Source organism: Labilibaculum antarcticum (assembly GCF_002356295.1).
Lineage (GTDB): Bacteria > Bacteroidota > Bacteroidia > Bacteroidales > Marinifilaceae > Labilibaculum > Labilibaculum antarcticum.
The window spans coordinates 2224970-2250339 of sequence record NZ_AP018042.1; the positions used below are offsets into that span (position 1 = coordinate 2224970).

21 protein-coding genes are annotated in these 25370 nt (G+C 36.8%); 8 read left to right on the forward strand and 13 right to left on the reverse strand.

The annotated features are described in order from the left end of the window. Positions 1 to 83 precede the first annotated feature (83 nt). From ALGA_RS08730 to ALGA_RS08770, 8 genes are all read right to left on the reverse strand, one after another. Complete coding sequence (locus ALGA_RS08730; protein WP_096428960.1) at positions 84 to 1379, reverse strand: PIN-like domain-containing protein; 1296 nt, start codon at positions 1377 to 1379, stop codon at positions 84 to 86. Positions 1380 to 1677: 298 nt separating this feature from the next. Then, entirely contained in the window at positions 1678 to 3006 is a 1329-nt protein-coding gene (locus ALGA_RS08735; RefSeq protein ID WP_096428961.1) for a hypothetical protein, read from the reverse strand. 1141 nt (positions 3007 to 4147) lie between these two features. Next, positions 4148 to 4321: a hypothetical protein gene (locus ALGA_RS22940; RefSeq protein ID WP_153244843.1), complete on the reverse strand. Its 174-nt coding sequence runs from the start codon at positions 4319 to 4321 to the stop codon at positions 4148 to 4150. Positions 4322 to 5607: 1286 nt separating this feature from the next. Further along, positions 5608 to 5925, reverse strand: a complete 318-nt coding sequence (locus ALGA_RS08740; protein WP_096428962.1) for a hypothetical protein — start codon at positions 5923 to 5925, stop codon at positions 5608 to 5610. A gap of 269 nt (positions 5926 to 6194) precedes the next feature. After that, positions 6195 to 6980, reverse strand: a complete 786-nt coding sequence (locus ALGA_RS08745; protein WP_096428963.1) for an alpha/beta hydrolase — start codon at positions 6978 to 6980, stop codon at positions 6195 to 6197. 61 nt (positions 6981 to 7041) lie between these two features. Then, entirely contained in the window at positions 7042 to 7284 is a 243-nt protein-coding gene (locus ALGA_RS08750; protein ID WP_096428964.1) for a zinc-ribbon domain-containing protein, read from the reverse strand. 1607 nt (positions 7285 to 8891) lie between these two features. Further along, positions 8892 to 9140, reverse strand: coding sequence for a hypothetical protein (locus tag ALGA_RS22760; RefSeq protein ID WP_145957600.1), 249 nt, complete (start codon positions 9138 to 9140; stop codon positions 8892 to 8894). Positions 9141 to 9395: 255 nt separating this feature from the next. Next, a complete protein-coding gene (locus ALGA_RS08770) occupies positions 9396 to 10760 on the reverse strand; it encodes a YihY/virulence factor BrkB family protein (RefSeq protein WP_096428968.1) in 1365 nt (454 codons plus the stop codon). A 181-nt stretch (positions 10761 to 10941) separates the two neighbouring features. Here ALGA_RS08770 and ALGA_RS08775 point away from each other — a divergent pair, with 181 nt between their 5' ends. The 8 genes from ALGA_RS08775 (at position 10942) to ALGA_RS08810 (ending at position 20224) form a co-directional block, all read left to right on the forward strand. Next, positions 10942 to 11625 (forward strand): response regulator transcription factor, encoded by a 684-nt coding sequence (locus ALGA_RS08775; protein ID WP_096428969.1) that lies wholly within the window; start codon positions 10942 to 10944, stop codon positions 11623 to 11625. 4 nt (positions 11626 to 11629) lie between these two features. Beyond that, positions 11630 to 12886 (forward strand): sensor histidine kinase, encoded by a 1257-nt coding sequence (locus ALGA_RS08780; RefSeq protein WP_162845414.1) that lies wholly within the window; start codon positions 11630 to 11632, stop codon positions 12884 to 12886. Between the two features lie 52 nt (positions 12887 to 12938). Continuing rightward, positions 12939 to 14849 carry an LTA synthase family protein gene (locus ALGA_RS08785; RefSeq protein WP_096428971.1) on the forward strand — a complete coding sequence of 637 codons (1911 nt, stop codon included), beginning with the start codon at positions 12939 to 12941 and terminating at the stop codon, positions 14847 to 14849. Between the two features lie 255 nt (positions 14850 to 15104). Further along, positions 15105 to 15833 carry a glycosyltransferase gene (locus tag ALGA_RS08790; protein ID WP_197705733.1) on the forward strand — a complete coding sequence of 243 codons (729 nt, stop codon included), beginning with the start codon at positions 15105 to 15107 and terminating at the stop codon, positions 15831 to 15833. Further along, the gene (locus tag ALGA_RS08795; protein ID WP_096428972.1) at positions 15833 to 16468 is read left to right on the forward strand and encodes a lipid-A-disaccharide synthase N-terminal domain-containing protein; all 636 of its coding nucleotides are present in this window, start codon (positions 15833 to 15835) and stop codon (positions 16466 to 16468) included. The genes ALGA_RS08790 and ALGA_RS08795 overlap by 1 nt, the downstream gene beginning before the upstream one ends. Positions 16469 to 16480: 12 nt before the next feature. Next, positions 16481 to 18145: an ArnT family glycosyltransferase gene (locus ALGA_RS08800; RefSeq protein ID WP_096428973.1), complete on the forward strand. Its 1665-nt coding sequence runs from the start codon at positions 16481 to 16483 to the stop codon at positions 18143 to 18145. Between the two features lie 288 nt (positions 18146 to 18433). Beyond that, positions 18434 to 19126 carry a phosphatase PAP2 family protein gene (locus ALGA_RS08805; RefSeq protein ID WP_096428974.1) on the forward strand — a complete coding sequence of 231 codons (693 nt, stop codon included), beginning with the start codon at positions 18434 to 18436 and terminating at the stop codon, positions 19124 to 19126. A gap of 144 nt (positions 19127 to 19270) precedes the next feature. Then, complete coding sequence (locus ALGA_RS08810; protein ID WP_096428975.1) at positions 19271 to 20224, forward strand: GDP-mannose 4,6-dehydratase; 954 nt, start codon at positions 19271 to 19273, stop codon at positions 20222 to 20224. A 193-nt stretch (positions 20225 to 20417) separates the two neighbouring features. Here the strand turns inward: ALGA_RS08810 and ALGA_RS08815 are convergent, their stop codons facing one another. The 5 genes from ALGA_RS08815 to ALGA_RS08835 form a co-directional block, all read right to left on the reverse strand. Continuing rightward, complete coding sequence (locus ALGA_RS08815; protein ID WP_173804001.1) at positions 20418 to 21083, reverse strand: redoxin domain-containing protein; 666 nt, start codon at positions 21081 to 21083, stop codon at positions 20418 to 20420. Positions 21084 to 21226: 143 nt separating this feature from the next. Beyond that, positions 21227 to 22261, reverse strand: coding sequence for a glycosyltransferase family 9 protein (locus tag ALGA_RS08820; protein WP_096428976.1), 1035 nt, complete (start codon positions 22259 to 22261; stop codon positions 21227 to 21229). A gap of 201 nt (positions 22262 to 22462) precedes the next feature. Continuing rightward, the gene (gene atpC, locus ALGA_RS08825; RefSeq protein ID WP_096428977.1) at positions 22463 to 22702 is read right to left on the reverse strand and encodes an ATP synthase F1 subunit epsilon; all 240 of its coding nucleotides are present in this window, start codon (positions 22700 to 22702) and stop codon (positions 22463 to 22465) included. Between the two features lie 43 nt (positions 22703 to 22745). Next, positions 22746 to 24260, reverse strand: a complete 1515-nt coding sequence (gene atpD / locus ALGA_RS08830) for a F0F1 ATP synthase subunit beta (RefSeq protein ID WP_096428978.1) — start codon at positions 24258 to 24260, stop codon at positions 22746 to 22748. Positions 24261 to 24354: 94 nt separating this feature from the next. Beyond that, entirely contained in the window at positions 24355 to 25332 is a 978-nt protein-coding gene (locus ALGA_RS08835) for a polyprenyl synthetase family protein (protein WP_231706091.1), read from the reverse strand. Between the last annotated feature and the right edge of the window lie 38 nt (positions 25333 to 25370).

A 25370-nucleotide genomic window follows, 5' to 3' on the forward strand; every position in this document is an offset into this window, starting at 1 on the left:
ATTTGGCGGAGCTGCGAAACTGACGAAACTCGTGTAACAGTGTCACCGCCACATTATCTATACTAGCGTGTTACCGATAGTAACTATTTACCTTTCTTTTTCATGATTTCCATTATCCTGCGAAATCTTTCTATATCTGATTCCTCATCACTAGCACCATAGAATTTCTTTAAAAGATCAGATTCTGATATTTTATCTTCTATACTGTCTATGTTTTTATAAGATTTCTGCCACAATTCATCATCCCATTTATTTAATTTAATTCTTTCATCTAAATCAACAGAGTTATCTTCTTTCTTATACCATGATAAAAACGGATCCTTTTCATCAGTTTTGATTTTATTACCTAATTTAAATTTAGAAATAATATCGTTATAATTATCAAGTTGCTCTGCTTCACTCTTCATTAATTCATTCTGTAATCTTTCAGACAATTTGAACTTATAAAGTTTGTCAATTTCATTAATTGAACTGTCACTAATCACTAATTCAAGAGTTCGTTTACCCTCCTCTAAAAATGACGAAGTATTATACATATGAAATAAATTTATATCTGAAGTATTATAAATTTCTGATTGAAGATTTGCATGAGGACCGACTCGTTTTTTTCCACGAGAATTAATAATATACCACCAATCTTCTTTGGCATCATCAGTAATAAAAATAACATTCTTAATAGTATCCTCCTTAGCTTTTTTTATTATCTGCTTCCATAATATTAGATCACCAAATTTTCTTTCATACTTAATGTTATCGTATGTAAACGAGGATTGCTCATCTTTTTCTTTAATTGAATCTTTATATCCAGGAGGAATTTCATTTTTGTACCTGTCTTCTCCCTCACTTTGTATTAAGTTAATTTCTTCTTGGTCTTTAGGTTTTAAACCAACTTTATTCTCAAATAATTCATTAAGTTTTTCTCTGATATTATCATGAGACCTAACACAAGGCTGTTTGTCATCCCAATGATTCAATGATTTTTTATAGTTAGCTATTAACTTAGATATGTCTTTTTGAAGTTTGTCTGTGTTCTCACTAAGTTTTGGAAACCTTCTTTCAAGGCTTAATTGCTTTATATCCCCACTAAATACTTTTTCAATTTTTGTTAAGCTATCATCAACCTTATTGAAAACAGCTTTTTCGTTACGGATAACAGCTAACCTCCTTCTTTGATACTCTAATCCTACATGATATGGTATCCAGATTTGGTCTTGAATTTCTTCTAAAACCTCAAAAAAGTCTTCTCTTGTTTTTTCAGCATAACTATACAAGTTTAAAAATATATTTGTATCAAATACAAAAATTGTTTCATTGCTCTTCCAAGCACTATTTAGCTCTTCTGAATTTGGTGTATAGTACCCTTTGAATTGATTCTTCATTCTTGTTTATTTTTATTCTGACTAACGGTAAATTTGTTAACCTTCAAATTACCACTTAAAAAGTGTAAACCATGTCCCTTTACCATACCCAATTATCGCTAACGGTCTTGCTTTGTTTCGTGGGCGATTTAAAGTAATTGCCTTATCAATGCGCTAAGTAAGCAAGCCTAGTAAAATTGTTTATATTTTTGAGCAAGTCAAATTTACAAAGCTTGCTGATTTTTATTAGTTGCTCTAAACTTTCAAACTGCTCATCAACACCCATGATAATTTAGCTTTTTTTACCGCCTGTATTTTATTATTTTTTAGTTAATCCAATTATTTTTTGAGTCACATCTAACACCATTTCGACTCCTGATTTAACTCCTCCATCAACATCTTTTTCATTCTTTGATCTTTTTCGAAGAGGATCTTGGTGGATTTCAGATAATGCTAATTGAATGTAAGCTTTATATTCATCTGAATTACTTTGACCATTATTTAATTGTTCTGAGAATCCTACAATTGATTTCGCAAGTACTAGTTTATACGAATAATCTTCTATAACATTCTTTTGACGAATAAATTGGTTTGCACAAAATATAGCGCCTGTGATTGTGAATGAAGTTAAAACAACTCTACCTATAGTTGCTGTTATATCATTGTGACCAGAAAGAACAATCCATACTCCAATACCTAATGTAAGCGCTAAGAAGATGGCTGCTCCCCATAACCACCGATCATACTTGCTTTTCTCTATTTTATCAAGTTGTGCTTGAAAAGATGCACTTAAACCTCTAGCTGTATTATACTGCAAAGCCTTTTGAGCTTCAATTATTGTGTTTTTTGCTTTCTGATTTAAGTCCTCTCGCTCTTTTTCAAAATCGTTGATATGTTGTCTATATTCTTCAGTCTTATCATAAATACTATCTAATTGTTCTTGTCTTTTTTCGACTCTATCTTCAAATTTTTGAATCTTTGCTCTACTTCCTTTTGCTTCTTCCAATTGTTCTTCTGTAGTCTCAACAATTTGAGTTGCAGTAGCAATAAGTTCATCCCCTTTACTAACCTTCGCACTCAAAGTCGATATTTGATCTAGGATTACGCTGTTCTTATCATCTGTGTCAATAATCTTTTCATTCAAGTTTTCCAACAAGACAGATAGCTCTTCATTTTTCTCGGTTAAACTAGATAAAAGTTCCTCATTTTTAGATTTAGTTTCCTTGAACTGTTCAATCTCAGATTCCAATGTCTGTTTATGCACAATAACTTTAGACAATTCTTCATCGAAATCCAAAAGTCGTTGTTGCGTATATCTTACATGGAAAGGTCTAATCGCAACTTTCAAATTATCAAGATACTGCCAAAATTGGGTAGGAGAGTTTATGTAAGACTGAACATTTTTTAAAGAACTTAGTATGTTTTGTCGTTCTTGATAGGTAGATAATTTTAAAAATTGATTAGGTGCTTTAGTTAATGTTGTCAAATCTGTCAACAAGCAATCTAAACCTCCCAGTAAACCACGATAGGAATACTCAGATTCTTTTCCAAACATAGAATCTTTATGCACCGATTTATCAATTTTAGCTATCTGCTCTTTAAGAGTGTTTTTTAACTCTCTAATCTGGGTGATACTTGTTAATTCCATAATTCAATTTTACTGAATGATATCATTGTATTGCCACTAACTTCTTTTATATGTGCACCGCTACACATCTTTTTACTATATCGAATTGAAAGGTGCACGAAACATAGGGTATAAGTGTGTGTTGTGTACCCGTAACCAATTTGCAAGGCTAAACTTAGCAAATTATCATCACTAATGGCGTGCTATTTATAAAATTCAGAACAGTAGCAGTAGTTTGTATTACCAATTGAACGGACCGCCATTGGATATTCAACCATAAATAGTTTTACACCTACTAGCATTCATCGGAGTTGTACAGCTGAGTGCTAAAATAAGCCATTCCTCTTCGGCATTGGGCAAGTGAAATATAAATTGGCGGATTTCCGATCGGAGCTGGGCATTTTGCTGCAGAATTGAGCGTTTCTCTTCGGCGGCCTTCAATTCGAAGACAAATCATTTGGTGTAAAAACAGGCTTCGCATGTAAATTTAGTCATCCCATTGGAGGAATGGTTCCCTGATCGATACAGAAACAGCAGTTAAACACATTTACGCACTCTATTTTACCATATCCTAAACAAAAAATCAATAAAAAAATAATCCGGCGGAAAGCCCGAACTTATTAGGGATTTAAAAGCATGCCACTAGGAGAATCATAATATCTTGAAGTTAAACGCTATTACTGTTAGCTTAATTTTGCAGCTTAGGTATTCCTTAGCCCGAAGAGCATAGTACAATATATTATTTACTCGGAAGTCTTACACGGTTTTAAAACCTGTTGGCCTAAGCTTCACGAAACTCAAATAGAGCATGACAGCTATCTTCTTACACATTTAGGAGCTGCAAGCTTGGTGAAATCGGGTTCGGTATGCTTCCAATGCTCAAAACCTCACTGCTCTGCATTGCAGTTTACTTCTAAGGCATCGGAACTACATTGCTCTGTGCGGCAGTCTGCTTTTAAGGCAACAATAGTGCACTGCCCTGCAGAGCAGATCACTTTTTAGGCCACAAACAAGCACTGCTTCGCCGGGCAGTGTGCTTCCAAAGCAAAAAAACCACTCTGCCACAGCGGGCAGAATGGTTTTTACTCATCAATTCTTGTTTGCCTTGCAGAGCAGTCTGCTTTTTATGCCTTGAGCGGGCACTGCTCCAATTTTACGTGAACTATTCGGGAACAGCCTCTGCTATTACTTCCTTTTTTTTGCTTATTGCCTTCGGAAACAATCTAACGGAAAAGGATTTTCCAAATATTTTTACTGCATCCAAATAATTGAATTCGTATTGCTTACGCAAATCGGCCTGCGCCATTTCCTCATCGGCCAATACCTGGGGTGACACTCGCTCCGCTCATTTTACCCCAGGCTATGATGTTCGAGCCCTTCAGGCTCGGGAGTCTCAAGCAAGGGAGAATTCCAGAAAGGAAATAGGAATCGTATTTTTCTTTGTGTTCTTCGTGATGTCCTTTGGTGTACTTTGTGGTTAAACTTTTTTATGAATCGCATTGCAATTTCGTCGCATGTATGAACACATCCTTAATCCAGATTTTTACGTGCGACAATTACTCTTTACGACCAATACCTGGGGCGACATTCGCTCCGCTCATTTTACCCCAGGCTCTGATGTTTGAGCCCTTCAGGCTCGGGAGTCTCAAGCAAGAGTCAAATACAGAAAGGAAATAGGAGTCCTGTTTCTTTGTGTTCTTCGTGATGTCCTTGGTGTACTTTGTGGTTACACTTTTTTATGAATCGCATTGCAATTTCGTCGCATGTATGAACTCATCCTTAATCCAGATTTTTACGTGCGACAATTACTCTTTACGTCCAATACCTGGGGCGGCAATCGCTTCGCTCATTTTACCCCAGGCTTTTATGTTTGAGCCCTTCAGGCTCAGTCGTCTCCGGTAAAAATGAAATCCCGAAAAGAAATAGGAATCCTGTTTTTCTTTGTGTTCTTCGTGATATCCTTTGGTTTACTTTGTGGTTAAACTTTTTTATGAATCGCATTGCAATTTCGTCGCATGTATGAATTCATCCTTAATCCAAATTTTTACCTGCGACAATTACATCTTACGTCCAATACCTGGGGCGACACTCGCTCCGCTCCTTTTACCCCAGTCTATGATGTTCGAGCCCTTCAGGCTCAGTCGTTTCCGGTAAAAATGAAATCCAGAAAGGAAATAGGAATCGTGTTTTTCTTTGTGTTCTTCGTGATGTCCTTAGTTTTCCTTTGTGGTTACACTTTTTTATGAATCGCATTGCAATTTCGTCGCATGCATGAACTCATCCTTAATCCAGATTTTTACCTGCGACAATTACTCTTTACTTCCAATACCTGGGGCGACATTCGCTTCGCTCATTTTACCCCAGGCTATGATGTTCGAGCCCTTCAGGCTCGGGAGTCTCAAGCAAGGGAGAAACCAAGAAACGAAACAGGAGTCGTGTTTTCCTTTGTGTTTTTCGTGATGTCCTTGGTTTTCCTTTGTGGTTGAACTTTTTTGTTGTGTGAAATTTAATTCCTCGGTTACTTACTATCCAAAAAAATAACCCCTACCGATATTGTTTTTCAATATCAATAGAGGTTTAAGCATTACATGTCCGGGTAAATTACTTAATTGGCTTTATTATTTAAACCGCAAGATCTTCTTGTTTAACGAATTCTCCTTCTGCATTAAAATAAACAGCAATATTTCCCTCTGGATTTGACAAGGTAATCATGTACGATCCATCATTTCCGATAAATGATTTAAGCAATGCATAATCAGAATATGATTCTGCAATTGCAGTCTGAACTGCTGTTGGAAGTTCTTCGGCTTTTACTTCTGCATATTTCACATCTTCCTGTACAAGGCTTGTCTCTGAAATTATATTTGCAGCCGAAACTGAATTTGAAATACTCATACTACACATTAATGCTACTGCTGATACTAACAAAATTCTTTTCATAACTAATAACTTTTTATTTGAAATATTAATAAACAATTATACAATCTAGTATGAGAATACTATGCCATAAATGAAATGCGACTCCGTAAAGTAGCGCAAAACACTATATACCTGACAACTACAATCCGAAAGTAAAAATAACAGCTATTAAACAGACCGACATTAAATTGGGGACTACCCAATTATGTGTGGATAAATTCCACTTTTTATTAACTATAAAAAAAAGGGAGCGCAAATGCACTCCCCAATTATTCTATTGTAAGTATTTTCTATTTCAATTGATTTAAGAAATCAGTAATGGCCAGCCAATACTCTTCGCCTCCTTGCTGATTGATCCACAAAGCACGGGAACCATGATGTCCTGCTTCTTTGGGCACAAACTGTACTTGCTTTTCGAGTAATTTATGCTTTGCGAGCAGTTCACTAACATTTTTCGCCTCTCTGTTTGAGCTGGTTAGAAACATGGGCTTTGTGAAATTTTCTAATTTATCGACTAATGATCCTTTGGTTTCGGCCATATAATTACCCGGACTAAAAGAGATTACCGCTCTCACATCTTCTCGTTCGACAGCAATATACAATGCCAGTGTTGAGGAATAGGATGATCCCCACAAAATCACTTTTGAAGTGTATCTTTCGGTCAAATAGTCGATGGCTGCAAGTACATCAATTTCGGCATCCAAATAATCGACTCCCTTTCCCATTTTAAGAGCTCTTAAATGGGTTGCGTTCTGAGTATTGCCAATGGGTCCGCCCGAACGTTGATCAATTGCCAGACAGTTAAAACCCATCTCGTTTAATCGTTCGGCAATACCGGCATATTCAAATTTGTTGAACCGAGCCTGATGGCAAAGTAAAATAAAGGGTGATATATCATCAATCTGATACAAGTGAGCACTAATCATTACAGAATCGAGAGATTCAAACTCAACAAGTTCAGGATATTCGGCTTGTGCCGATGATTCAGAAACAGACGTTTCTGCTTTTTTTGTAGTGAGATTGCATGATGCAAATACGAAGCTACATACAAGCAATAAGAAAGGAATATTTTTCATCAACTTTAAGTTTAGTTTGTAAAACTCTAGTGGTTAAATGTAAGAATACCCTGCCTAAAAATCAATGGCCATTTTTTTTCCAATTGTACTCATCTTCATTCATTTGATTTCCGTTTTTGCAAATGGGACAATAATGAATGTATCGGGTTTTCATTGGAAATACAGATATAAAAAACAAACTGGCATAAGTGGCATTCTTTTCCAATATCCATTTTGTGGTGTTGTTGCAATGGTAACAATGCTCCTGATTATGGCATTGTTGCTGTTCTACTACTTTATCTTTAGCTCCGAAAATGAAGATCATATATTTGTTTTTTTATTTAAGCTCCCTTAGGCGCTTGGGGTGATCGTCGCAAGATAATATTTGATACAAACAATACAGCAAGTTGAAGAACTAATTTTAAAATAGCCCTCTGCCTGTCGCTTCCAAAAGCTTTTGGGATCCCCTCGAAAAGGGAGAAAGCAAGAAATTAAATAGGAGTCTTTTTTCTTTGTGTTCTTCGTGATGTACTTGGTTTTCCTTTGTGGTTGAACTTTTTTATGAATCGCATTGCGATTTCGTCGCATGTTAACATTCATCCTTAATTAAAATTTTTAACTGCGACAATTACACTTTACGACCAATACCTGGGGCGACATTCGCTTCGCTCATTTTACCCCAGGCTATGATGTTTGAGCCCTTCAGGCTCGGGAGTCTCCGATAAAAGTAAAAGTGAAATCCCGAAAGGAAATAGCAGTCGTGTTTTTCTTTGTGTTCTTCGTGATGTACTTCGTGTACTTTGTGGTTGAACTTTTTTATGAATCGCATTGCAATTTCGTCGCATGTTAACACTCATCCTTAATCCAGATTTTTACGTGCGACAATTACATCTTACGTCCAATACCTGGGGCGACATTCGCTCCGCTCATTTTACCCCAGGCTATGATGTTCGAGCCCTTCAGGCTCAGTCGTCTCCGGTAAAAGTGAAATCCCAAAAGGAAATAGCAGTCGTATTTTTCTTTGTGTTCTTCGTGATGTCCTTGGTGTACTTTGTGGTTAAACTTTTTTATGAATCGCATTGCAATTTCGTCGCATATTAACATTCATCCTTAATCCAGATTTTCACGTGCGACAATTACACTTTACTTCCAATACCTGGGGCGACATTCGCTTCGCTCATTTTACCCCAGGCTATGATGTTTGAGCCCTTCAGGCTCAGCATTCTAAAGCAAGGAAGAAATCCATAAAGGAAATCGTAGTCCTGTTTTTCTTTGTGTTCTTCGTGATGTCCTTGGTTTTCCTTTGTGGTTGAACTTTTTTATGAATCGCATTGCAATTTCTTCGCATGTTAACATTCATCCTTAATCCAGATTTTTACGTGCGACAATTACACTTTACTTCCAATACCTGGGGCGACATTCGCTCCGCTCATTTTACCCCAGGCTTTTATGTTTGAGCCCTTCAGGCTCAGTCGTCTCCGGTAAAAGTGAAATCCCGAAAGGAAATCATAGTCCTGTTTTTCTTTGTGTCTTCGTGATGTCCTTGGTTTTCCTTTGTGGTTACACTTTTTTATGAAACGCATTGCAATTTCGTCGCATGTTAACATTCATCCTTAATCCAGATTTTTACGTGCGACAATTACTCTTTACGACCAATACCTGGGGCGACATTCGCTTCGCTCATTTTACCCCAGGCTATGATGTTCGAGCCCTTCAGGCTCAGTCGCCTCAGGGATAATTCCAGAAAGGAAATAGGTAGTCCTGTTTTTCCTTTGTGTTCTTCGTGATGTCCTTGGTGTGCTTTGCGGTTAAACTTTTTTACGAATCGCATTGCAATTTCGTCGCATGTTAACACTCATCCTTAATCCAAATTTTTACCTGCGACAATTACATTTTATTCCAATACCTGGGGCGACATTCGCTCCGCTCCTTTTACCCCAGGCTATGATGTTCGAGCCCTTCAGGCTCAGTCGTCTCCCGTAAAAGTGAAATCCCGAAAGGAAATAGTGGTCGTGTTTTTCTTTGTGTTCTTCGTGATGTTCTTAGTGTGCTTTGCGGGTAAAGCATTTGTTTTGATATTGTTTTGTCTTTTAGAGCGGGAGTTGCCGATCGGGCGCGATTCGGACTAATTGGATTGATTGGAATACCACACAGCTTCCGAGAGGCTTGATTCTTTTGCATACTTTTCTCATCTAAGGAGAAAAGTTTGAGCCCATCGGCTTGAGATAAATGCTAAAAACATTTATTTCTCTAATTGTAATACAATTTCGTGGCATGCATAAACTCATCTTTCTAAAGCAAGGGAGAAACCAAGAAACGAAACAGGAGTCGTGTTTTTCTTTGTGTTCTTCGTGATGTCCTTAGTTTTCCTTTGTGGTTAAACTTTTGTTATGAATCACATGTATTATCTTCTTGTCCTCTGGGATATCCTTTAGTTCACATGGTGGTAAACTCCTTAACTAAATCAATATCCTTCAAAAGGGTTTCTTTATGATCTGATGAAATCGACTTCCGGTAGTCTTCCAAAATCGATTTTAGGTCGATATAAGTCTTGGTTTGTAAAACGGGAATCTTATCAGAACCCGTATTCTCTAAAATATCAATTACCTTGTTTATCGACATGGCATTAATATCGAAAGCTGGTTGATAGGCCATTTGCTTATCGGTGTCAGTCACCAATTCGGCAACCAATCCGGCATTTGTAAGGTCAAAAAGAATTTCACGCACCAAACGAATAGGCATCTGCAATCGATGCGAAATAATTTGTGAATGCAAGGCAATTTGATCCTTTTTAAAATTGTGAATAATCAGATGCAAAACGTATAAGCTAAGCAAGCGTTTGTAATCGTATGATATGTCTGTTGTTTCTGTTTCGTACTCGTAATTTTCCACATTCTGTTCGGCAAAAGATATCTCGGCACCAAATAAAACAACCAACCAACTCATTTGCAGCCACATTAAAAACAATGGCAAAGCAGCAAAACTACCGTAAATCGCATTGTAGGTGGTTACCATACCCTGAAATTCGATGTACAACACCTGAAAAATTTGATAAATACTACCTGCAATGATCCCTGCCAGCAAACCCGACCTGAATTTCACATGCGTATTCGGCATGAAGGTGTACAACATGGTAAATAAAGTCCAAACCATAAAGTAAGGAGCCAGATTAATCAGAAAGGATAAATACGGACCCACTACATCCAGTAAGGTATTGCCTGCAGTTACCTGTTTGATCATGGTCTTTAAGAAAACGGTTACTCCGCTGGAACCAATCAATAAAATTGGAGCAAAAATCATGATCGCAGTATAATCACTGAACCTGCGTCCCCATGTTCTTCCTTTTTTTATTCGCCAAACATCGTTAAACGATTCCTCGATATTGGCTAAAACTTTTAATACCGACCAAAACAAGACAATAAATCCCAATCCGGCTATTAATGTCCCTTTTGTATTGAGCAGCATCTTATTTGCAAATTCAATCAGCCAATTCAGAACTTCCTCCTGACCTGAAAGGTTGGCGATAAGCTCGGTTTGCAACCTCTTATCCAAACCAAAACCTTTGGCAATTCCAAAGCCCATTGCCAAAACAGGCACAACTGATAGAATGGAATAAAAAGTTAAGGCTGAAGCTCTTAACTGACATTTATCTTCGTAAAAGCCTTTTATCGCTAAAAGGTAAATCCGCAATTGCCGAATAAAAAAATACCGAGATCCTGATAATTGTTTTAAGCGCATGTTCCACACCCCGCGACTCAAAAAATTCATTATGATATCAAAATAACTACGAAGGCTCTTCATGGATCAGTTTTTTAGCTGTTTTACAAGGTCGAATTTACGTAAAAGACAAACATTTACCAATAATTTCAAAATCTTGCCTTTTCACGAGTTCAACAAAGTAAATAAACGAAATCAATTAAGAATTCCCCGCCCCTTTTTTTTAAGTTTGTAATAAGATCAGCTAAACACTTACCTCATCGTCATGAAAAAAGAAATCTTAATTATTGAAGACGACCTCACACTGCAAAAAACTGTTTCTGAGTACCTCAAAAATTATGATTTCCAATCTACCTGTGTTCAAACAATAGCAGCAGGGAAATCTCTCTTCGAGAAAAAATTTTTCCACATTGTATTGCTTGATCTGGGCCTTCCGGATGGTGATGGTCTGGATTGCATTTCTTTCATCAAATCAATCTGGGATCAAACGGGTGTTATCATTATTTCGGCCCGCGATCAACTGGAAGATCGGGTTGATGGTCTCAACTTAGGAGCTGACGATTATTTGGTGAAACCATTCCATCTCTCGGAATTAAATGCCCGGATAAATGCATTGCTGCGAAGAAATTCTCAATCTGAAGATCAAATTTTGACTTTTGGTGAAATTAAAATTGATCCTCAATTAAATCAAGTTCATATTGGAGACAAGCAAGTAGATTTTAGCCGAAAAGAATTTGATCTTCTGCTCTATTTTATTGAAAATAAGAACAAAGTACTCACCAAAGAAAGTCTTTTTGAGCATGTTTGGGGCGAAAATTCCATATTTATGGATAATTCAGATTTTATTTACACCCATATCAATCGCTTACGAAAAAAAATAAAAATCCATACCGGGGAAAATTACATTAAAACCGTTCATGGCTTTGGTTACAAACTTGATAATCAGTAAAAAAATGAAATTCCTTACAAGAGTAAACAGATCCTATATTAAATACGGCCTGTTGGTATTTCTAATTGCAGATTTTGTAATTATTGCAATGAGCAATTTTATTATTAAAGAAGAAATTGATCAACAATTGTATTTGGAATCAAAGGGGATTACAGAAACAGTAAAGAAACATGGAGATTTCCGGAACATTTACCCAACCGATATGGTCTCTTCTATCGGCTATTTAGATGTGAAAAAAGATATCCTAAAAGACACTTTACTATATGATGTAAATGAAGATGAAATGTTGCCTTACCGGGAATTGACGACCTACAAATCCATTGAAGGGGAGCATTACAAAATAACAACCCGGCAAATGCTAATGGAATTTGATGATCTTTTTCTTCTGTACACAACTCTTATTTCATTGGTTTTACTGCTGATTTTTGTTGGTCTTTTACTTTTTACGCGACGATTAAACATCTCCTTGTGGAAAACATTTAACACGAACATCGAAAAAATAAAAACCTACTCTTTTACTCCTCCTTCTAAATTAGATCTGGCTGAGACAGGAATTAATGAGTTTGATGAATTAAATGAGGTTCTTTCGATGATGTCGGGCCGCTTGGAAAAGGATTATACGGCAACAAAGGAATTCTCGGCGAATGCTGCCCACGAACTTCAAACTCCTCTTGCTATTATCCGAAATAAATGCGAGAACTTATTTTCAGACTCAGATTTAAACAAGAAAACAATCGAAACAATACGGGAAATATATCTTTCTGCCGATAAACTTTCCGGCATAACCAAAGCTTTACTTATACTCGCCAAAATTGACAATGGCCAATTCAACGAAAAAGAAATGGTCTCCTTGAATGAAATTTTCAAATACTGGATGAATTCATTCCAAGATGTGATTCAAGATAGAAAGCTTGATGTTAGTATTTCGGCTGTAGATAACTGCCAAATACTAATAGACAAACGATTAGCCAATTTATTGATTCAGAATATTTTTGTGAATTCGATAAAACACAGCAGGAATGGAGATCAAATATCTATTTTTCTTGCAAAAGATTATTTTACGATCGCGAACATGGGCGAAGTTGCCATTCTCCAACCCGGTATGATCTTCAATCGTTTTTACACGGAGAGCCCTAACATTGGGTCAACAGGAATAGGTTTGGCCATCGTAAAAAAGATCGCCGATCACTATAAAATTGAAATTGAATACACATTTAAGGATTTTAAACATTTATTCACATTCAACTTAAAGAATTGTTAGCTTTTTGTTAGAATCAGGTTGTTGTTTTGAACTATCATTTAATTCATAAAAAATGAAGTTCAAAAACATTCTGCAAAGTCGCTTTGGTGGCCTTATCATATTTAGTTTCATATTCATAGCTCTTTCGATTCTGATCCGAACAGTTCTGCTAATTACCGATTTCCAAAACACAGATCTTAACTTTCTTCGGTTTATTGAGATTTACAGCATAGGATTGTTTTACGATTTGGTGACCATCTCCTACTTTATCATCCCTTTCACCTTTTATTTACTACTCGTTCCCGATAAAATATTTAACTCCCGAATTCATCGGTGGATTTCTTACGCATTTTTCGTTTTCAGCATTGGAATTCTTGTTTTTTCGGGAATTGGAGAATGGTTTTTCTGGGAAGAATTTAGCGTGCGCTACAATTTTATTGCTGTTGATTATCTGGTTTATACCCACGAAGTTATTTCCAACATTCGCGAATCCTATCCAATGCCAATAATCATTGCCGGAATGCTATTGGTTTCGGCAGGAATTTTTGCTCTTATTAAAAAACGGTTTGATGCTACCTTTACTTCCAAATCCCGATTTGTTTCGCGTCTTACTACTTTCCTAATTTTATGCATGTTTCCTCTTCTTGCATTTTATACAATCAATAAAAGTTCTGCGCAAATAACCGGAAATTCTTACTCCAATCAATTGGCTCACAATGGAATTTATCAAATATTCTCTGCTTTTAGAAACAACGAATTAAATTACAAATCCTTCTATCAGTCAATAGATGACAAGGAAGCTTTTACCAATCTTCGAAAATTGATAAAAACATCAAACAGCGAATTTACAAGCGATGATATTTTCGATGTAACCCGCAAAATTACTTATCCGGGCAACGATAAAAAGTACAATGTAATGTTGATTACCGTAGAAAGTCTGAGTGCATCATTCTTCACACAATTTGGCGGTAAAGACAATGTCACTCCCAACATGGACACGATTGCTCAAAAATCGCTTCTATTCACCAATTTTTATGCAACAGGCACCCGTACCGTGCGCGGCATGGAAGCCATGACCCTTTCCTTACCACCAACACCCGGATTCTCTATTGTTAAGCGCCCTAAAAACGAAGGCCTGTTTACCCTTGGCAGCGTTTTAAAATCAAAAGGCTACAATTCCAATTTTATTTATGCCGGATATGGTTATTTTGATAACATGAACTACTTCTTTGGAAACAATGGATACAATGTTGTGGACCGGAAAGATTTCACAGATAATGAAGTGACATTTGAAAATGCCTGGGGCGTTTGCGATGAAGATCTCTTTGCAAAAGCCAGTCAGGTGGCCGACAGCAGCTATAAAGAGGGAAAGCCTTTTCATAACTTCATCATGACAACATCCAATCACCGTCCCTATACCTATCCTGATTCAAAAATTGATATCCCATCACACACAGGAAGAAACGGTGCTGTTAAGTATACCGATTTTGCCATTGCTAAATTTCTTCGGGAGGCAAAAGATCACGAATGGTTCAACAACACTATTTTTGTGATTGTTGCCGACCATTGTGCTTCAAGCGCAGGAAAAACATCTCTTCCGGTAAATAAGTATCATATCCCATTAATTATTTATGCTCCACATATTATTCAGCCATCCGAAAACAATACACTGGCCTCACAAATTGATTTTGCGCCAACCATTATGGGACTTTTGAATATGGATTACACTTCGAAGTTCTTTGGTAAGGATATTCTTTTTGAAAACCCAAACCGCGCATTAATTGGTACGTATCAAAAAATTGGTCTGTTACAAGATGATCAATTGCTGGTTCAGTTACCTATAAAGCAGACAGAATCATATAAAATATCCGGAGAACAACAGAATGCGGAACCAATAAATTCAGACGAACTGAAAGATGCAATTACTTACTATCAAACAGCCAGTTATCTTTTTCACCATGAAAAATATTCTTTTAGTGAGTAAAAAAACATAACAAAATAGACAGGAAATAATACTTCGAATCGGCTAACGATCAGGATGCCATGTCTAGCTTTTGAAATTATTAGTCAATAGATTAGCAATGTAATCAGCGAATAAGCATAAAGGAGTTATATTTTTACATATTTCCAACAAAAAAATTGCATTCAATTTATATCTTTGCACGATATCGTGTTTTGGTTGTAAGGTTATATAATTGACCAGATCCATATACTGTAAAAATTTAGTAAAGCTAAGTTAATGAACCAACAAGCAATAGAATTCGAATTAACAATCATTGTTCCTGTTTTTAACGAGGAAGACAATATGGTGCGTGTAAAAGAGGAATTCACAGCCTATTTTGCAAGCTCAAAATACAAATCAAAAGTTCTGTTTGTAAACGATGGTTCTTCTGATGGCAGTCAAAAAATGATTGAGGAAATCTGTAAGGGTTCTGATCAGTTTTCTTATCTGGAATTGAGTAAAAATCATGGATTAAGCACAGCTATTAAAGCTGGTTTTGATAATACAACGACTCCTTTTGTTGGCTACATCGACTCTGATCTTCAAACGACTCCATTCGATTTTGATTTATTAATGGAACATCGCAATGAGTTTGCTTTGGTGACAGGTGTTCGCCAAAACCGCAAAGATACCTTTGTGAAAAACATGAGCTCTAAAATTGCAAATGGCTTTCGTCGTTACATGACCAAAGATACTGCCGAAGATACTGGTTGTCCGTTGAAAATAATGAAAACTGAGTACGCCAAAAAGATGCCTTTCTTTACAGGAATGCACCGTTTTATTCCTGCTCTAATCATGTTACAGGAAGGAGAAATTAAGCAAGTTCCGGTTCGCCATTTTCCTCGAATTGCCGGCGAAGCCAAATACCATCTTTTTAATCGTTTGGCGGGTCCATTTAAAGATTGTTTCGCTTATCGCTGGATGAAAAAACGCTACATTAATTACGAAATTACTTCTCGTAGCTAATGGACAGCCTTTATATTTACACCATTGGATTTATTGCACAAGCTTTATTCTCTGCCCGATTAATTGTGCAGTGGATAAAGTCTGAAAAGGCCGGAAAAACATTATCTCCGGTATTGTTTTGGCAACTCAGTATTTTGGCTTCCTGGATGCTTTTTATCTATGGATTGCTGCGCGAAGATTTTGCGATTATTATGGGACAGGTTATTGCTTACTCTATTTACATCAGAAATCTGCACATTCAAAACAATTGGAAAACCCTTCCAATACTAACCAGACTAATTGCTGTAGTAACTCCAATTGTTGTTTTACTTTTTATGCTGAAAAACTGGGAGTTCCACTATCAGCAATTATTTAAAAACGAAGACATTCCTGCCCTCCTTCTAATTTGGGGTGTAGCTGGGCAAATTATCTTCACTTTCCGATTTGTATATCAATGGATCTACTCCGAACGCAAAGGAGAATCGATACTTCCTTTGGGTTTTTGGGTCATTAGCATCATTGGATCCATCATGATCTTATCTTATGCCGTTTACAGAAAGGATCCCGTACTATTCTTTGGTCAGGGTTTTGGTATGTTGGTTTACAGCAGAAACATCGTTCTGATCCGAAAACAATCTCACAAGTTAGATCACTAAACTCAAACACAAATGATTCAACGTCATCTATTTGAAAATAAAACATCAGTTCACCTGATTTTCTTGTTTCTGGTTTGCTACTTTGCATTTTTCTTTGCCAACAGTAGCTTTTTTGTGAATATCATGGAAGCACGAAACTTTGTGACTGCCCGTGAGATGATTGAAAAAGGAAACTGGCTGGTGCCAACCATGAATGGCGAATTACGAATCGCTAAACCACCACTACCAACATGGATTACAGCAATGTTTGGAGCTTGGTTTGGCCTGGAAAATCTTAGCATCCTTCGATTTCCATCAGCAATAATGGCCTCAGTTATGGTCCTATTCATGTATTTATTCACCCTTGAACAAAGCAAGAACCGTATTTCAGCCCTAACCAATAGTTTGATTCTGGCTACCAGTTTCTATGTGCTTTTCATGGGCCGAAATGGAACCTGGGATATCTACTGCCATAGTTTTATGCTTGGTGCCATATGGCTCTTGTACAAAGCCTGGCAAACAGAATCTAACAACTGGAAATATTTTACTGGCATTGGTGTATTGTGGGGACTATCGTTTTTAAGCAAAGGACCGGTAGCATTTTTTGCCGTTTTAATTCCATTTCTAATTGCCTATGCCTGGGTCTACGATGGCAAAGTAATTCTGAAAAAGTGGAAACCGCTAGTCTTGGCACTATTTATTTTTGCTCTCATTAGCTTTTGGTGGCCCATTTTTATCTCTTTGGCTCATGCCGATGCAGCTTCCGCCATTGCGAAACTGGAATCGGGTTCGTGGATGAACCGACACGTTCGTCCGTTTTACTACTATTGGAATTTTCCAATACAATCAGGAATATGGACACTTGTAATTGCAACAGCATTGCTTTTCCCTTACGCTTTTAAACAATTTGAAGCGAAAAAAGAATACAAATTTGCTCTCATATGGACGCTATCAGCGGTCGTTCTTTTATCTCTTATACCTGAGAAAAAAGACAGATATCTGCTTCCTGTTCTGCTTCCAAGTGCCCTGCTGGCGGGTCAATTCATTCAGCACTTGCATCAGGTTTTTAAAAAGAAAACCGCTCAAAAATGGGATCATATTTTATTTGGAGTGAATCTGGGTTTAATTGCCTTAGTGGCTTTCGCTTTGCCCATTGTCATATACTTCTTTTTTTATCAGGACAATCAGATTTCTCTTTCCGTGTTCATTCTGTTTAGCATCCTTTCCGAAAGCGTACTTGTGCTCTTACTGCAAGCCTGGAAAAACAGAAATGCCCTAAATCTAGTTGTAGGAATGGTGTTCCTAATGATTTTAGCCGAAATATTTATCATTCCAAATACTCAATCGATACTAAACAACAATCCTGATTTTAAAGATATTCGTGGCGTTAGAAGCATTGAAGCGATTAAGGATTTAAATTTATACAGCGCTGGTGAAGAAGGCTTCCGAATTGAATTGGTTTGGGAAGTGGGACGTGAAGTTCACGAGTGGAATTTAACCGAATCGCCAAGCTTACCCGAACATCAACCATTTGTTGTGTTCTCAACTACTCCGCCGATTGAAATTCTGCCTAAAAACTTACAAGAAAAGGTAAACATCGAAGTTCTTGATTTTTATGACTACAACCGATACAGCAAAGGAAGGCACCGGAACAAGACCTATTTTCAAAAATATGTTTCGATCATCAGTCCTAAATAAGAACAGTTTCAGGCAACAGGTGTCTAACTCATTGGGAAAGTCATTTAGACAAACTTAAGGGGGGCAAATCGCCCCTTAAAAAGTGTAGGCGTGAGCTAGCTTTTTTTAACTTAAGAAAGTTAAATCAGAAACCGTTAATGTCCAATGAACAAGTGAATCAATCTTCGAATAACTATTTAAAAGTGGAGTTAAACCAAATTGTCCGCAAGTAAATAGCTTTTATTCTATAGCAAGAATTAGAAGTACTTCGATTCAAAAAATCAATTTAAATTACATTATTTTTTACATATGGAAACTCTCATTCAAATTGATAAAGAACTGTTGCTGTGGTTAAACAGCTTTCATACCCCCTTCTGGGATGTGATCATGATGATTTTTACAAGGAAAGAATTCTGGATTCCATTTTACTTGATATTACTTTACCAGATTTATAAATTCAGAGGTAAAGAAGCTTTGTGGTGGATTATTGGTTTGGTCGTTTTAGTCACTTTGTGCGATCAGATTTCCACGCAACTATTCAAAAATGTATTTGAACGCTTTCGACCAAGTCATGATCCGAGTTTGCAAGGGATGATTAATTTTGTTGGTGATTATCGAGGAGGCAAATATGGCTTTGTATCTTCACACGCAACAAATTCCTTTGGGTTTGCAATATTTTCCTCACTCTTGTTTAAGAATAGACTTTACACCTTTTTTATCTTCACCTGGTCTTTACTTATCATCTATACTCGCATATATTTAGGTGTTCATTTTCCAGGAGACATATTGGGTGGAATGCTATTAGGACTATTGATAGGTTATGGTGTTTATCATCTTACAAAATGGGGGATTTCAAAATACAAATTATCAGGCCCTGAAGTAGGCCAAAATCTTAAAAGTATCGGTTACAAAAGCGTTTGGTGGATAATTGGAGTCGCTTCAGTAGAAGTCCTTACGATCTGTTTGGTTGTTAGGAAACTACTTAAATATGGATTGTTTTAAGTGAATCATTTTTTTTATATGCAAATAAAACGGTTAATTTTGACTGCTTATTCTAAAGTAAGAGAAAAATTTATTCATACCTCCGAACGGTAAAAATAGATACTGAACAATACGCTAAGAAAACGATCAAAAAAGAAATTTCAAATGAGATCAATAGTAGTTACTGGATGTGCCGGATTTATTGGATCACATCTTTCAGAAAAATTATTACAATTAGGGTATAAAGTTATTGGAATCGATAATTTCGATCCATTTTACCCAAAAAAAACTAAAGAAGAAAATCTGAGTGGTTTTATTCATAATTCCTCTTTTACATTTCACGAACTGGATTTACGAATTGATTCGAGTCTGGACTGTATCGAAGATCATATTGATTTGGTAGTGCATTTGGCCGGTAAGGCAGGAGTTCGACCTTCGATTGAAGATCCACAAGGATACATCGACAGCAATATTTCTGCAACCCGCAATGTATTGGATTTCATGCGGAAAAAAGGAATTAAAAAATTTGCATTTGCTTCCTCCTCATCCATTTATGGCAATAACAAAGAAGTTCCTTTCTCGGAGACTCATAATGTCGATCGTGCCATTTCTCCTTATGCTTTTTCTAAAAAATCGTGCGAAGTTTTAAATCACAGCTACCATCATTTATATGATTTGGACATCATTAACATGAGATTTTTTACTGTTTTTGGTCCCCGTCAGCGTCCCGATTTAGCCATTCATAAATTTCTGAAACTCATGCAAAACGATCAGGAAATTCCAATGTTTGGAGATGGTACAATGGCTCGCGATTATACCTACGTTAGCGATACAGTAGAAGGAGTTGTAAAAAGCTGCAAATATCTTTTCGAACACGAAAATGTTTTTGAAACCATCAATTTAGGCAATAGTTATCCTATTCTCCTTAGCGAAATGATTGATATCATCGCAAAAAAAGCAAAATGCGAACCGCAGATCAATCATTTGCCCATGCAAGCGGGTGATGTGGATCAAACCTATGCTGATATTTCGCGAGCAAAAGCACTTATTGGTTACAATCCAAAAGTCAAATTCGAAGAAGGAATTGAACGCTTTGTTGCTTGGTTCAATAACAAGTAAAAGCCATTCTATATCTGAATTAAAACATAAAAAAGAGGCTCTAAAATGGAGCCTCTTTTTATATGATTATAATTTTAAATTTTTGTCATATGGTCCCGAAAGCTTTCGGGATTAGCATGCTGAGATAATCATCTCTCTGTGTGTCAAAATCGCTTTGGCATGGACGTTTCATATTATTCGATTAGTACCGAGATTATAACATTCCTTTAATTTCGTCCTCAAAGGCTTCTGGTGCGATATTCGGCTCAATTCGTTTGACCACTTTTCCATTTCTATCGATAATGAATTTGGTGAAATTCCATTTGATCCCATTCCCAGCATAAATTTCAGGAAACTTTTCACTGATAAAACCATTGAATTTTTGTCCTGATTCTGAATCATCAAAACCTAAAAACGGTTTTTCCTCAGTTAGCATTTTATAAAGTGGATGAGCATTTTCCCCACGAACTTCAATTTTCGCGAACATTGGAAAGCTCACTCCGTAGTTTTTCTCACAAAAAGCAGCAATTTCTTCCGATGTTCCCGGTTCTTGTTCCATAAACTGATTGCTTGGAAATCCTAAGATAACTAATCCTTGATCTTTGTATTTCTGGTACATTGCTTCCAAACCTTTGTATTGTGGCGTTAAACCGCATTTACTTGCCGTATTAACAATCAAAACAACTTTTCCCTTGTACTGACCCAAATCAACTTCATCACCGGTTAAAGAGGCTACTTTATAGCCATATAAGTTTTCTTTCATACATTTCTCTTTTGAACAACATTCTTTCTTACAAGCTTTCTTTTTTTCTGTTTGTGCCATAGTCTGGGTTGATAGCAGACCTGCTGCAAATATTAGTAGTAAAGCAATTCTTTTCATTTCGCCGATTTTTTTTGTTTGTGTTTGTTTTGCATTTCGAAAAAATCCATTCCGTTTTATATCGCGTGCGATACAAATATATAATTTTATTTTAAATTGATCTAAATAAGCTCGTTAAATATCTGTTAATTGATTAAAATAATTCAGGACATTCGCTGAATCACTTCTTGAGCAACCCATTCAGGAGTAATATCGACCATGCATTGCTGGTAAACCCTTTGAGAACATCTTCCAGAGCCATCTTTTGTACAAGGTCGGCATTTCATATCCACCTCGAGGGTTTTAATGTGCTCTCCCGTTGTAAATCCAAATGCTGTTGGTCCCATTAAGGATAAAGCAGGAATACTGAATTTATCTGCTGCATGCAAAAAACCTGTGTCACCGGAAATGACCAAGTTCGATTTCTGCACCAAATAACAGGACTCCAGCAAATTTGTTTTTCCACTGAGGTTCAGTACTCTTCCTGTTGCAACAGCCTCAATTTCGTTACAAAAAACATCATCAGGACCAGCCAAAATCATAAAGTGATAATCTGGCAGTTGTTGCACTAATTTTTGCCAGTGAGAGACCGGCCAACGTTTCATTATCCAAGCTGCAGAAGGAACCAAGGTGACCAATTTAGAGGGTTCACCCTTCAGATTTGAAAAGACATTTGCTTCCATTTTCTGCTTTAATTCCTCAGGAAAATACCAATTGGCATTCACTTTTGAATAATCAGTTAAACCCCATTTCTCAAGTGGTTTTCGATACGAAAGCATTCCTTTAAAAGGCATTGGAAAGCGATCAATACCAAATTTAAAGAGCAAAATTCTTTTGATTCGCTCTTTGCTTCGCATGGTATACTTAGCTCCCATGCCAAACCATCTTTTCCATCGGGGCACCAAAACTGTTTTTAAAACAATAGATCGGATATTGCTGTGAGCATCGTAAACAAAGTCAAACTTTTCCTTTTTAAGTTCTCGCGCCTGCCTTAAAAGACCCTTAAAACCCTGTCCTCTGTCAAATCCCCATACTTTGTAAATACGCTGATCCATAGCCAAAAAAGAAGACATATCCTTTCTTGCAATCCAATGTATTTCAGCATCCGGATAATGGTTTAAAATACCATCAACAGCTGTCATGCATTGAATAATATCACCTATGGAAGAAAAACGAATAATCAGGAATTTTTTTGGCATTTTATATTTCGGATATGAGATGAGAGATAATTGATTTGAGATTACAACAGGCAAAAATAAGCAATTCTATTTTGAAGATTCCAAATCTATGAAAATTTGTTCCTCACATCTTGATTCTGACGACTGCAAAAAAAAAGCCAGGAATGATTTCCGAGCTTCTTATTATTCTATTTCCTGGTATGTATATCCAGCAATTATATTCTACTTATCTGCCAATACTGAAATTACATTTTTCTTACATTCAACAACACCTCCGTTGACTTCAAAGAAAATTTCATCTCCTCCAACTGGTTTCAGTTTAATCGTTCCTTTCCCTAGAGAAGAAACAATTGGAGCATGGTTTTTCAATATTTCAAAAGATCCGTCTTTTCCTGGTAGCTGAACCAATTCAACTTCTCCGGTATACAGACTCTTTTCGGGCGTAACAATTTCCAAATGCATAATTAAAAATTCTAAGTTACAAGTACTTAAAGCATTTTTAAGCTTATTCTTCTTCAGCTTGGGCTAACAATTTTTCTCCTTTTTTGATAGCGTCTTCAATTGTACCAACAAGGTTAAATGCTGATTCAGGATATTGATCAACCTCTCCATCCATAATCATATTAAAGCCTTTAATGGTATCCTCAATAGAAACCAAACATCCTTTTAAACCAGTAAACTGCTCGGCAACATAGAATGGTTGTGATAAAAATCTTTGTACACGACGAGCGCGATGTACAATCAATTTATCCTCTTCTGAAAGCTCTTCCATACCCAAAATTGCAATGATATCCTGCAATTCTTTGTAACGCTGAAGCATTTCTTTTACATCTTGCGCACACTTATAGTGAGCCTCACCAACAACGTCTACGGTAAGAATACGAGAAGTAGAATCCAAAGGATCTACCGCTGGATAAATACCTAACTCCGCAATCTTACGATTCAATACAGTGGTTGCATCCAAGTGAGCAAAAGTTGTTGCCGGAGCCGGGTCTGTCAAGTCATCCGCAGGAACGTAAACCGCCTGTACCGATGTAATCGAACCTCTTTTTGTCGAAGCAATTCTCTCCTGCATCACACCCATCTCTGATGATAGTGTTGGCTGGTAACCTACTGCCGAAGGCATACGCCCAAGCAATGCCGAAACCTCAGAACCAGCCTGAGTAAATCGGAAAATATTATCTACGAAGAAAAGAATATCACGTCCACCTGTTTTTTCATCACCGTCACGTAAACTTTCCGCAACAGTTAATCCAGAAAGAGCAACACGGGCACGTGCCCCTGGTGGTTCATTCATCTGGCCAAAAACAAGTGAAACCTGAGATTTATCGAGAGCTTCTTTATCTACTAAAGAAAGGTCCCATCCTCCCTTTTCCATATTTTTTTCAAATGCGTCTCCATACTGAATAACCTTTGATTCGATCATTTCCCGAAGCAAATCATTTCCTTCACGAGTACGCTCACCAACACCAGCAAATACAGATAAACCTTCTTGACCAATGGCAATGTTATTTATTAATTCCTGAATCAATACTGTTTTACCAACACCAGCACCTCCAAACAAACCAATTTTACCACCTTTTGCATATGGCTCAATAAGGTCAATTACTTTAATTCCAGTAAAGAAAACTACCGATTCAGTACTTAACTCATCAAATGCCGGCGGAGTTCTGTGAATAGCATTACCACCTTCTTTACTTACAGGTCCAATCCCATCAATGGTTTCCCCAATCACATTAAGCAATCTACCTTTAATTTTATCTCCAGGAGGCATCATAATAGGCGAACCGGTTGCAATTACATCCATTCCACGACGTAATCCATCGGTTGAATCCATTGCAATGGTACGAACAGTATTCTCACCAATATGTTGCTGACACTCAAGAACCAAATTTTTACCATTTTCAATCACGACCTCTAAAGAATCGTAAATTTCAGGAAGCTTGCTTCCTTCTTTATCAAAACTTACATCGATAACAGGTCCAATAACCTGTACAATTTTGCCTGTATTTTGTGACATTTACATTATTTTTTTTGGATCATTAATCTCGCGTGACAACAAATTTAAAATTTTTTGTCAATAAAGGAGAATCTAATCCGAAATTTTAACATTCTTAAACGGAACGATTTACTAAACCCTTTACTAAAAAATAGAGCTCTTTTTTCTTTTCAGCCTCAACATCCACTCTATCCAAGTATTCCAAGCATAAAGCAAAATAGTTCTCTATCTTTTTCTGTGAATATTCACGAACATTTAATCGCTCATAAATATCTCTTACAGCTTTTATTTTTTCTTCCGGATTAAAATCTTTTGCAGTTATCCAGAATTTTAATTCTTTTTCAACCTCTCCTGAAGCGGTTTCCAAGGCTTTAATTAAAAGAAAGGTTTTCTTATTGGATAGAATATCACCACCAATTTTCTTTCCAAAAACAGCCTCATCGCCAAAAACATCTAACAAATCGTCTTGTAATTGAAATGCCATTCCAAGATTCACACCAAAACGATATAGTAATTGGGCATCTGTTGAGCTAGCATTTCCCATGACAGCACCCATTTTAAGACTTCCACCTAACAGAACTGCTGTTTTCAATCGAATCATATTCAGGTACTCTTCAATTTCAACATCATTTCTATCTTCAAATTCCATGTCGAACTGCTGACCTTCGCAAACTTCTAATGCCGTTTGATTAAAAACGGTAAGCACATCGCGCAAGTATTTATCTTCGCAAGACCCAATGAATTGATAGGCCTTAATAGACATAGCATCTCCGGAAAGGATGGCTACATTACTGTTCCATTTTTCGTGCACAGTTTTCATGCTTCTGCGAATTGGAGCATTGTCCATTACATCATCGTGCAAGAGCGTAAAATTGTGAAATATTTCTATTCCAATAGCGGGCAAACAAACTTTTGAAAGATCGTCTATGTACAAATTAGCAGCCAGAAGCACCAGAATCGGACGAAGTCGCTTCCCTCCAATGTCCAAAATATATTTCATTGGTTCAAAAAGTCCTTCTGGAGGAGCGGAAAGCTCCAAGCCATCTATCTCTTTTTCAATGATTCCCTGAAGTTCATTAAAACTATACATCATTTAAAAACTATTTTAATACGTATTTTAAACAGCTTACT

Excerpts from the sequence above, each read along its gene's own strand:
- ALGA_RS08730 (WP_096428960.1), bottom strand. The coding sequence starts at position 1,379 with ATGAAGAATCAATTCAAAGGGTACTATACACCAAATTCAGAAGAGCTA.
- ALGA_RS08770 (WP_096428968.1), bottom strand. The coding sequence starts at position 10,760 with ATGAAGAGCCTTCGTAGTTATTTTGATATCATAATGAATTTTTTGAGT.
- ALGA_RS08815 (WP_173804001.1), bottom strand. The coding sequence starts at position 21,083 with ATGAAAAGAATTGCTTTACTACTAATATTTGCAGCAGGTCTGCTATCA.
- ALGA_RS08820 (WP_096428976.1), bottom strand. The coding sequence starts at position 22,261 with ATGCCAAAAAAATTCCTGATTATTCGTTTTTCTTCCATAGGTGATATT.
- ALGA_RS08835 (WP_231706091.1), bottom strand. The coding sequence starts at position 25,332 with ATGATGTATAGTTTTAATGAACTTCAGGGAATCATTGAAAAAGAGATA.
- atpD (WP_096428978.1), bottom strand. The coding sequence starts at position 24,260 with ATGTCACAAAATACAGGCAAAATTGTACAGGTTATTGGACCTGTTATC.
- ALGA_RS08790 (WP_197705733.1), top strand. The coding sequence starts at position 15,105 with ATGAACCAACAAGCAATAGAATTCGAATTAACAATCATTGTTCCTGTT.
- ALGA_RS08785 (WP_096428971.1), top strand. The coding sequence starts at position 12,939 with ATGAAGTTCAAAAACATTCTGCAAAGTCGCTTTGGTGGCCTTATCATA.
- ALGA_RS08750 (WP_096428964.1), bottom strand. The coding sequence starts at position 7,284 with ATGATCTTCATTTTCGGAGCTAAAGATAAAGTAGTAGAACAGCAACAA.
- ALGA_RS08735 (WP_096428961.1), bottom strand. The coding sequence starts at position 3,006 with ATGGAATTAACAAGTATCACCCAGATTAGAGAGTTAAAAAACACTCTT.
- ALGA_RS08795 (WP_096428972.1), top strand. The coding sequence starts at position 15,833 with ATGGACAGCCTTTATATTTACACCATTGGATTTATTGCACAAGCTTTA.
- ALGA_RS08805 (WP_096428974.1), top strand. The coding sequence starts at position 18,434 with ATGGAAACTCTCATTCAAATTGATAAAGAACTGTTGCTGTGGTTAAAC.
- ALGA_RS08740 (WP_096428962.1), bottom strand. The coding sequence starts at position 5,925 with ATGAAAAGAATTTTGTTAGTATCAGCAGTAGCATTAATGTGTAGTATG.
- atpC (WP_096428977.1), bottom strand. The coding sequence starts at position 22,702 with ATGCATTTGGAAATTGTTACGCCCGAAAAGAGTCTGTATACCGGAGAA.
- ALGA_RS08745 (WP_096428963.1), bottom strand. The coding sequence starts at position 6,980 with ATGAAAAATATTCCTTTCTTATTGCTTGTATGTAGCTTCGTATTTGCA.
- ALGA_RS08810 (WP_096428975.1), top strand. The coding sequence starts at position 19,271 with ATGAGATCAATAGTAGTTACTGGATGTGCCGGATTTATTGGATCACAT.
- ALGA_RS08780 (WP_162845414.1), top strand. The coding sequence starts at position 11,630 with ATGAAATTCCTTACAAGAGTAAACAGATCCTATATTAAATACGGCCTG.
- ALGA_RS22760 (WP_145957600.1), bottom strand. The coding sequence starts at position 9,140 with ATGCAAAAGAATCAAGCCTCTCGGAAGCTGTGTGGTATTCCAATCAAT.
- ALGA_RS08800 (WP_096428973.1), top strand. The coding sequence starts at position 16,481 with ATGATTCAACGTCATCTATTTGAAAATAAAACATCAGTTCACCTGATT.
- ALGA_RS08775 (WP_096428969.1), top strand. The coding sequence starts at position 10,942 with ATGAAAAAAGAAATCTTAATTATTGAAGACGACCTCACACTGCAAAAA.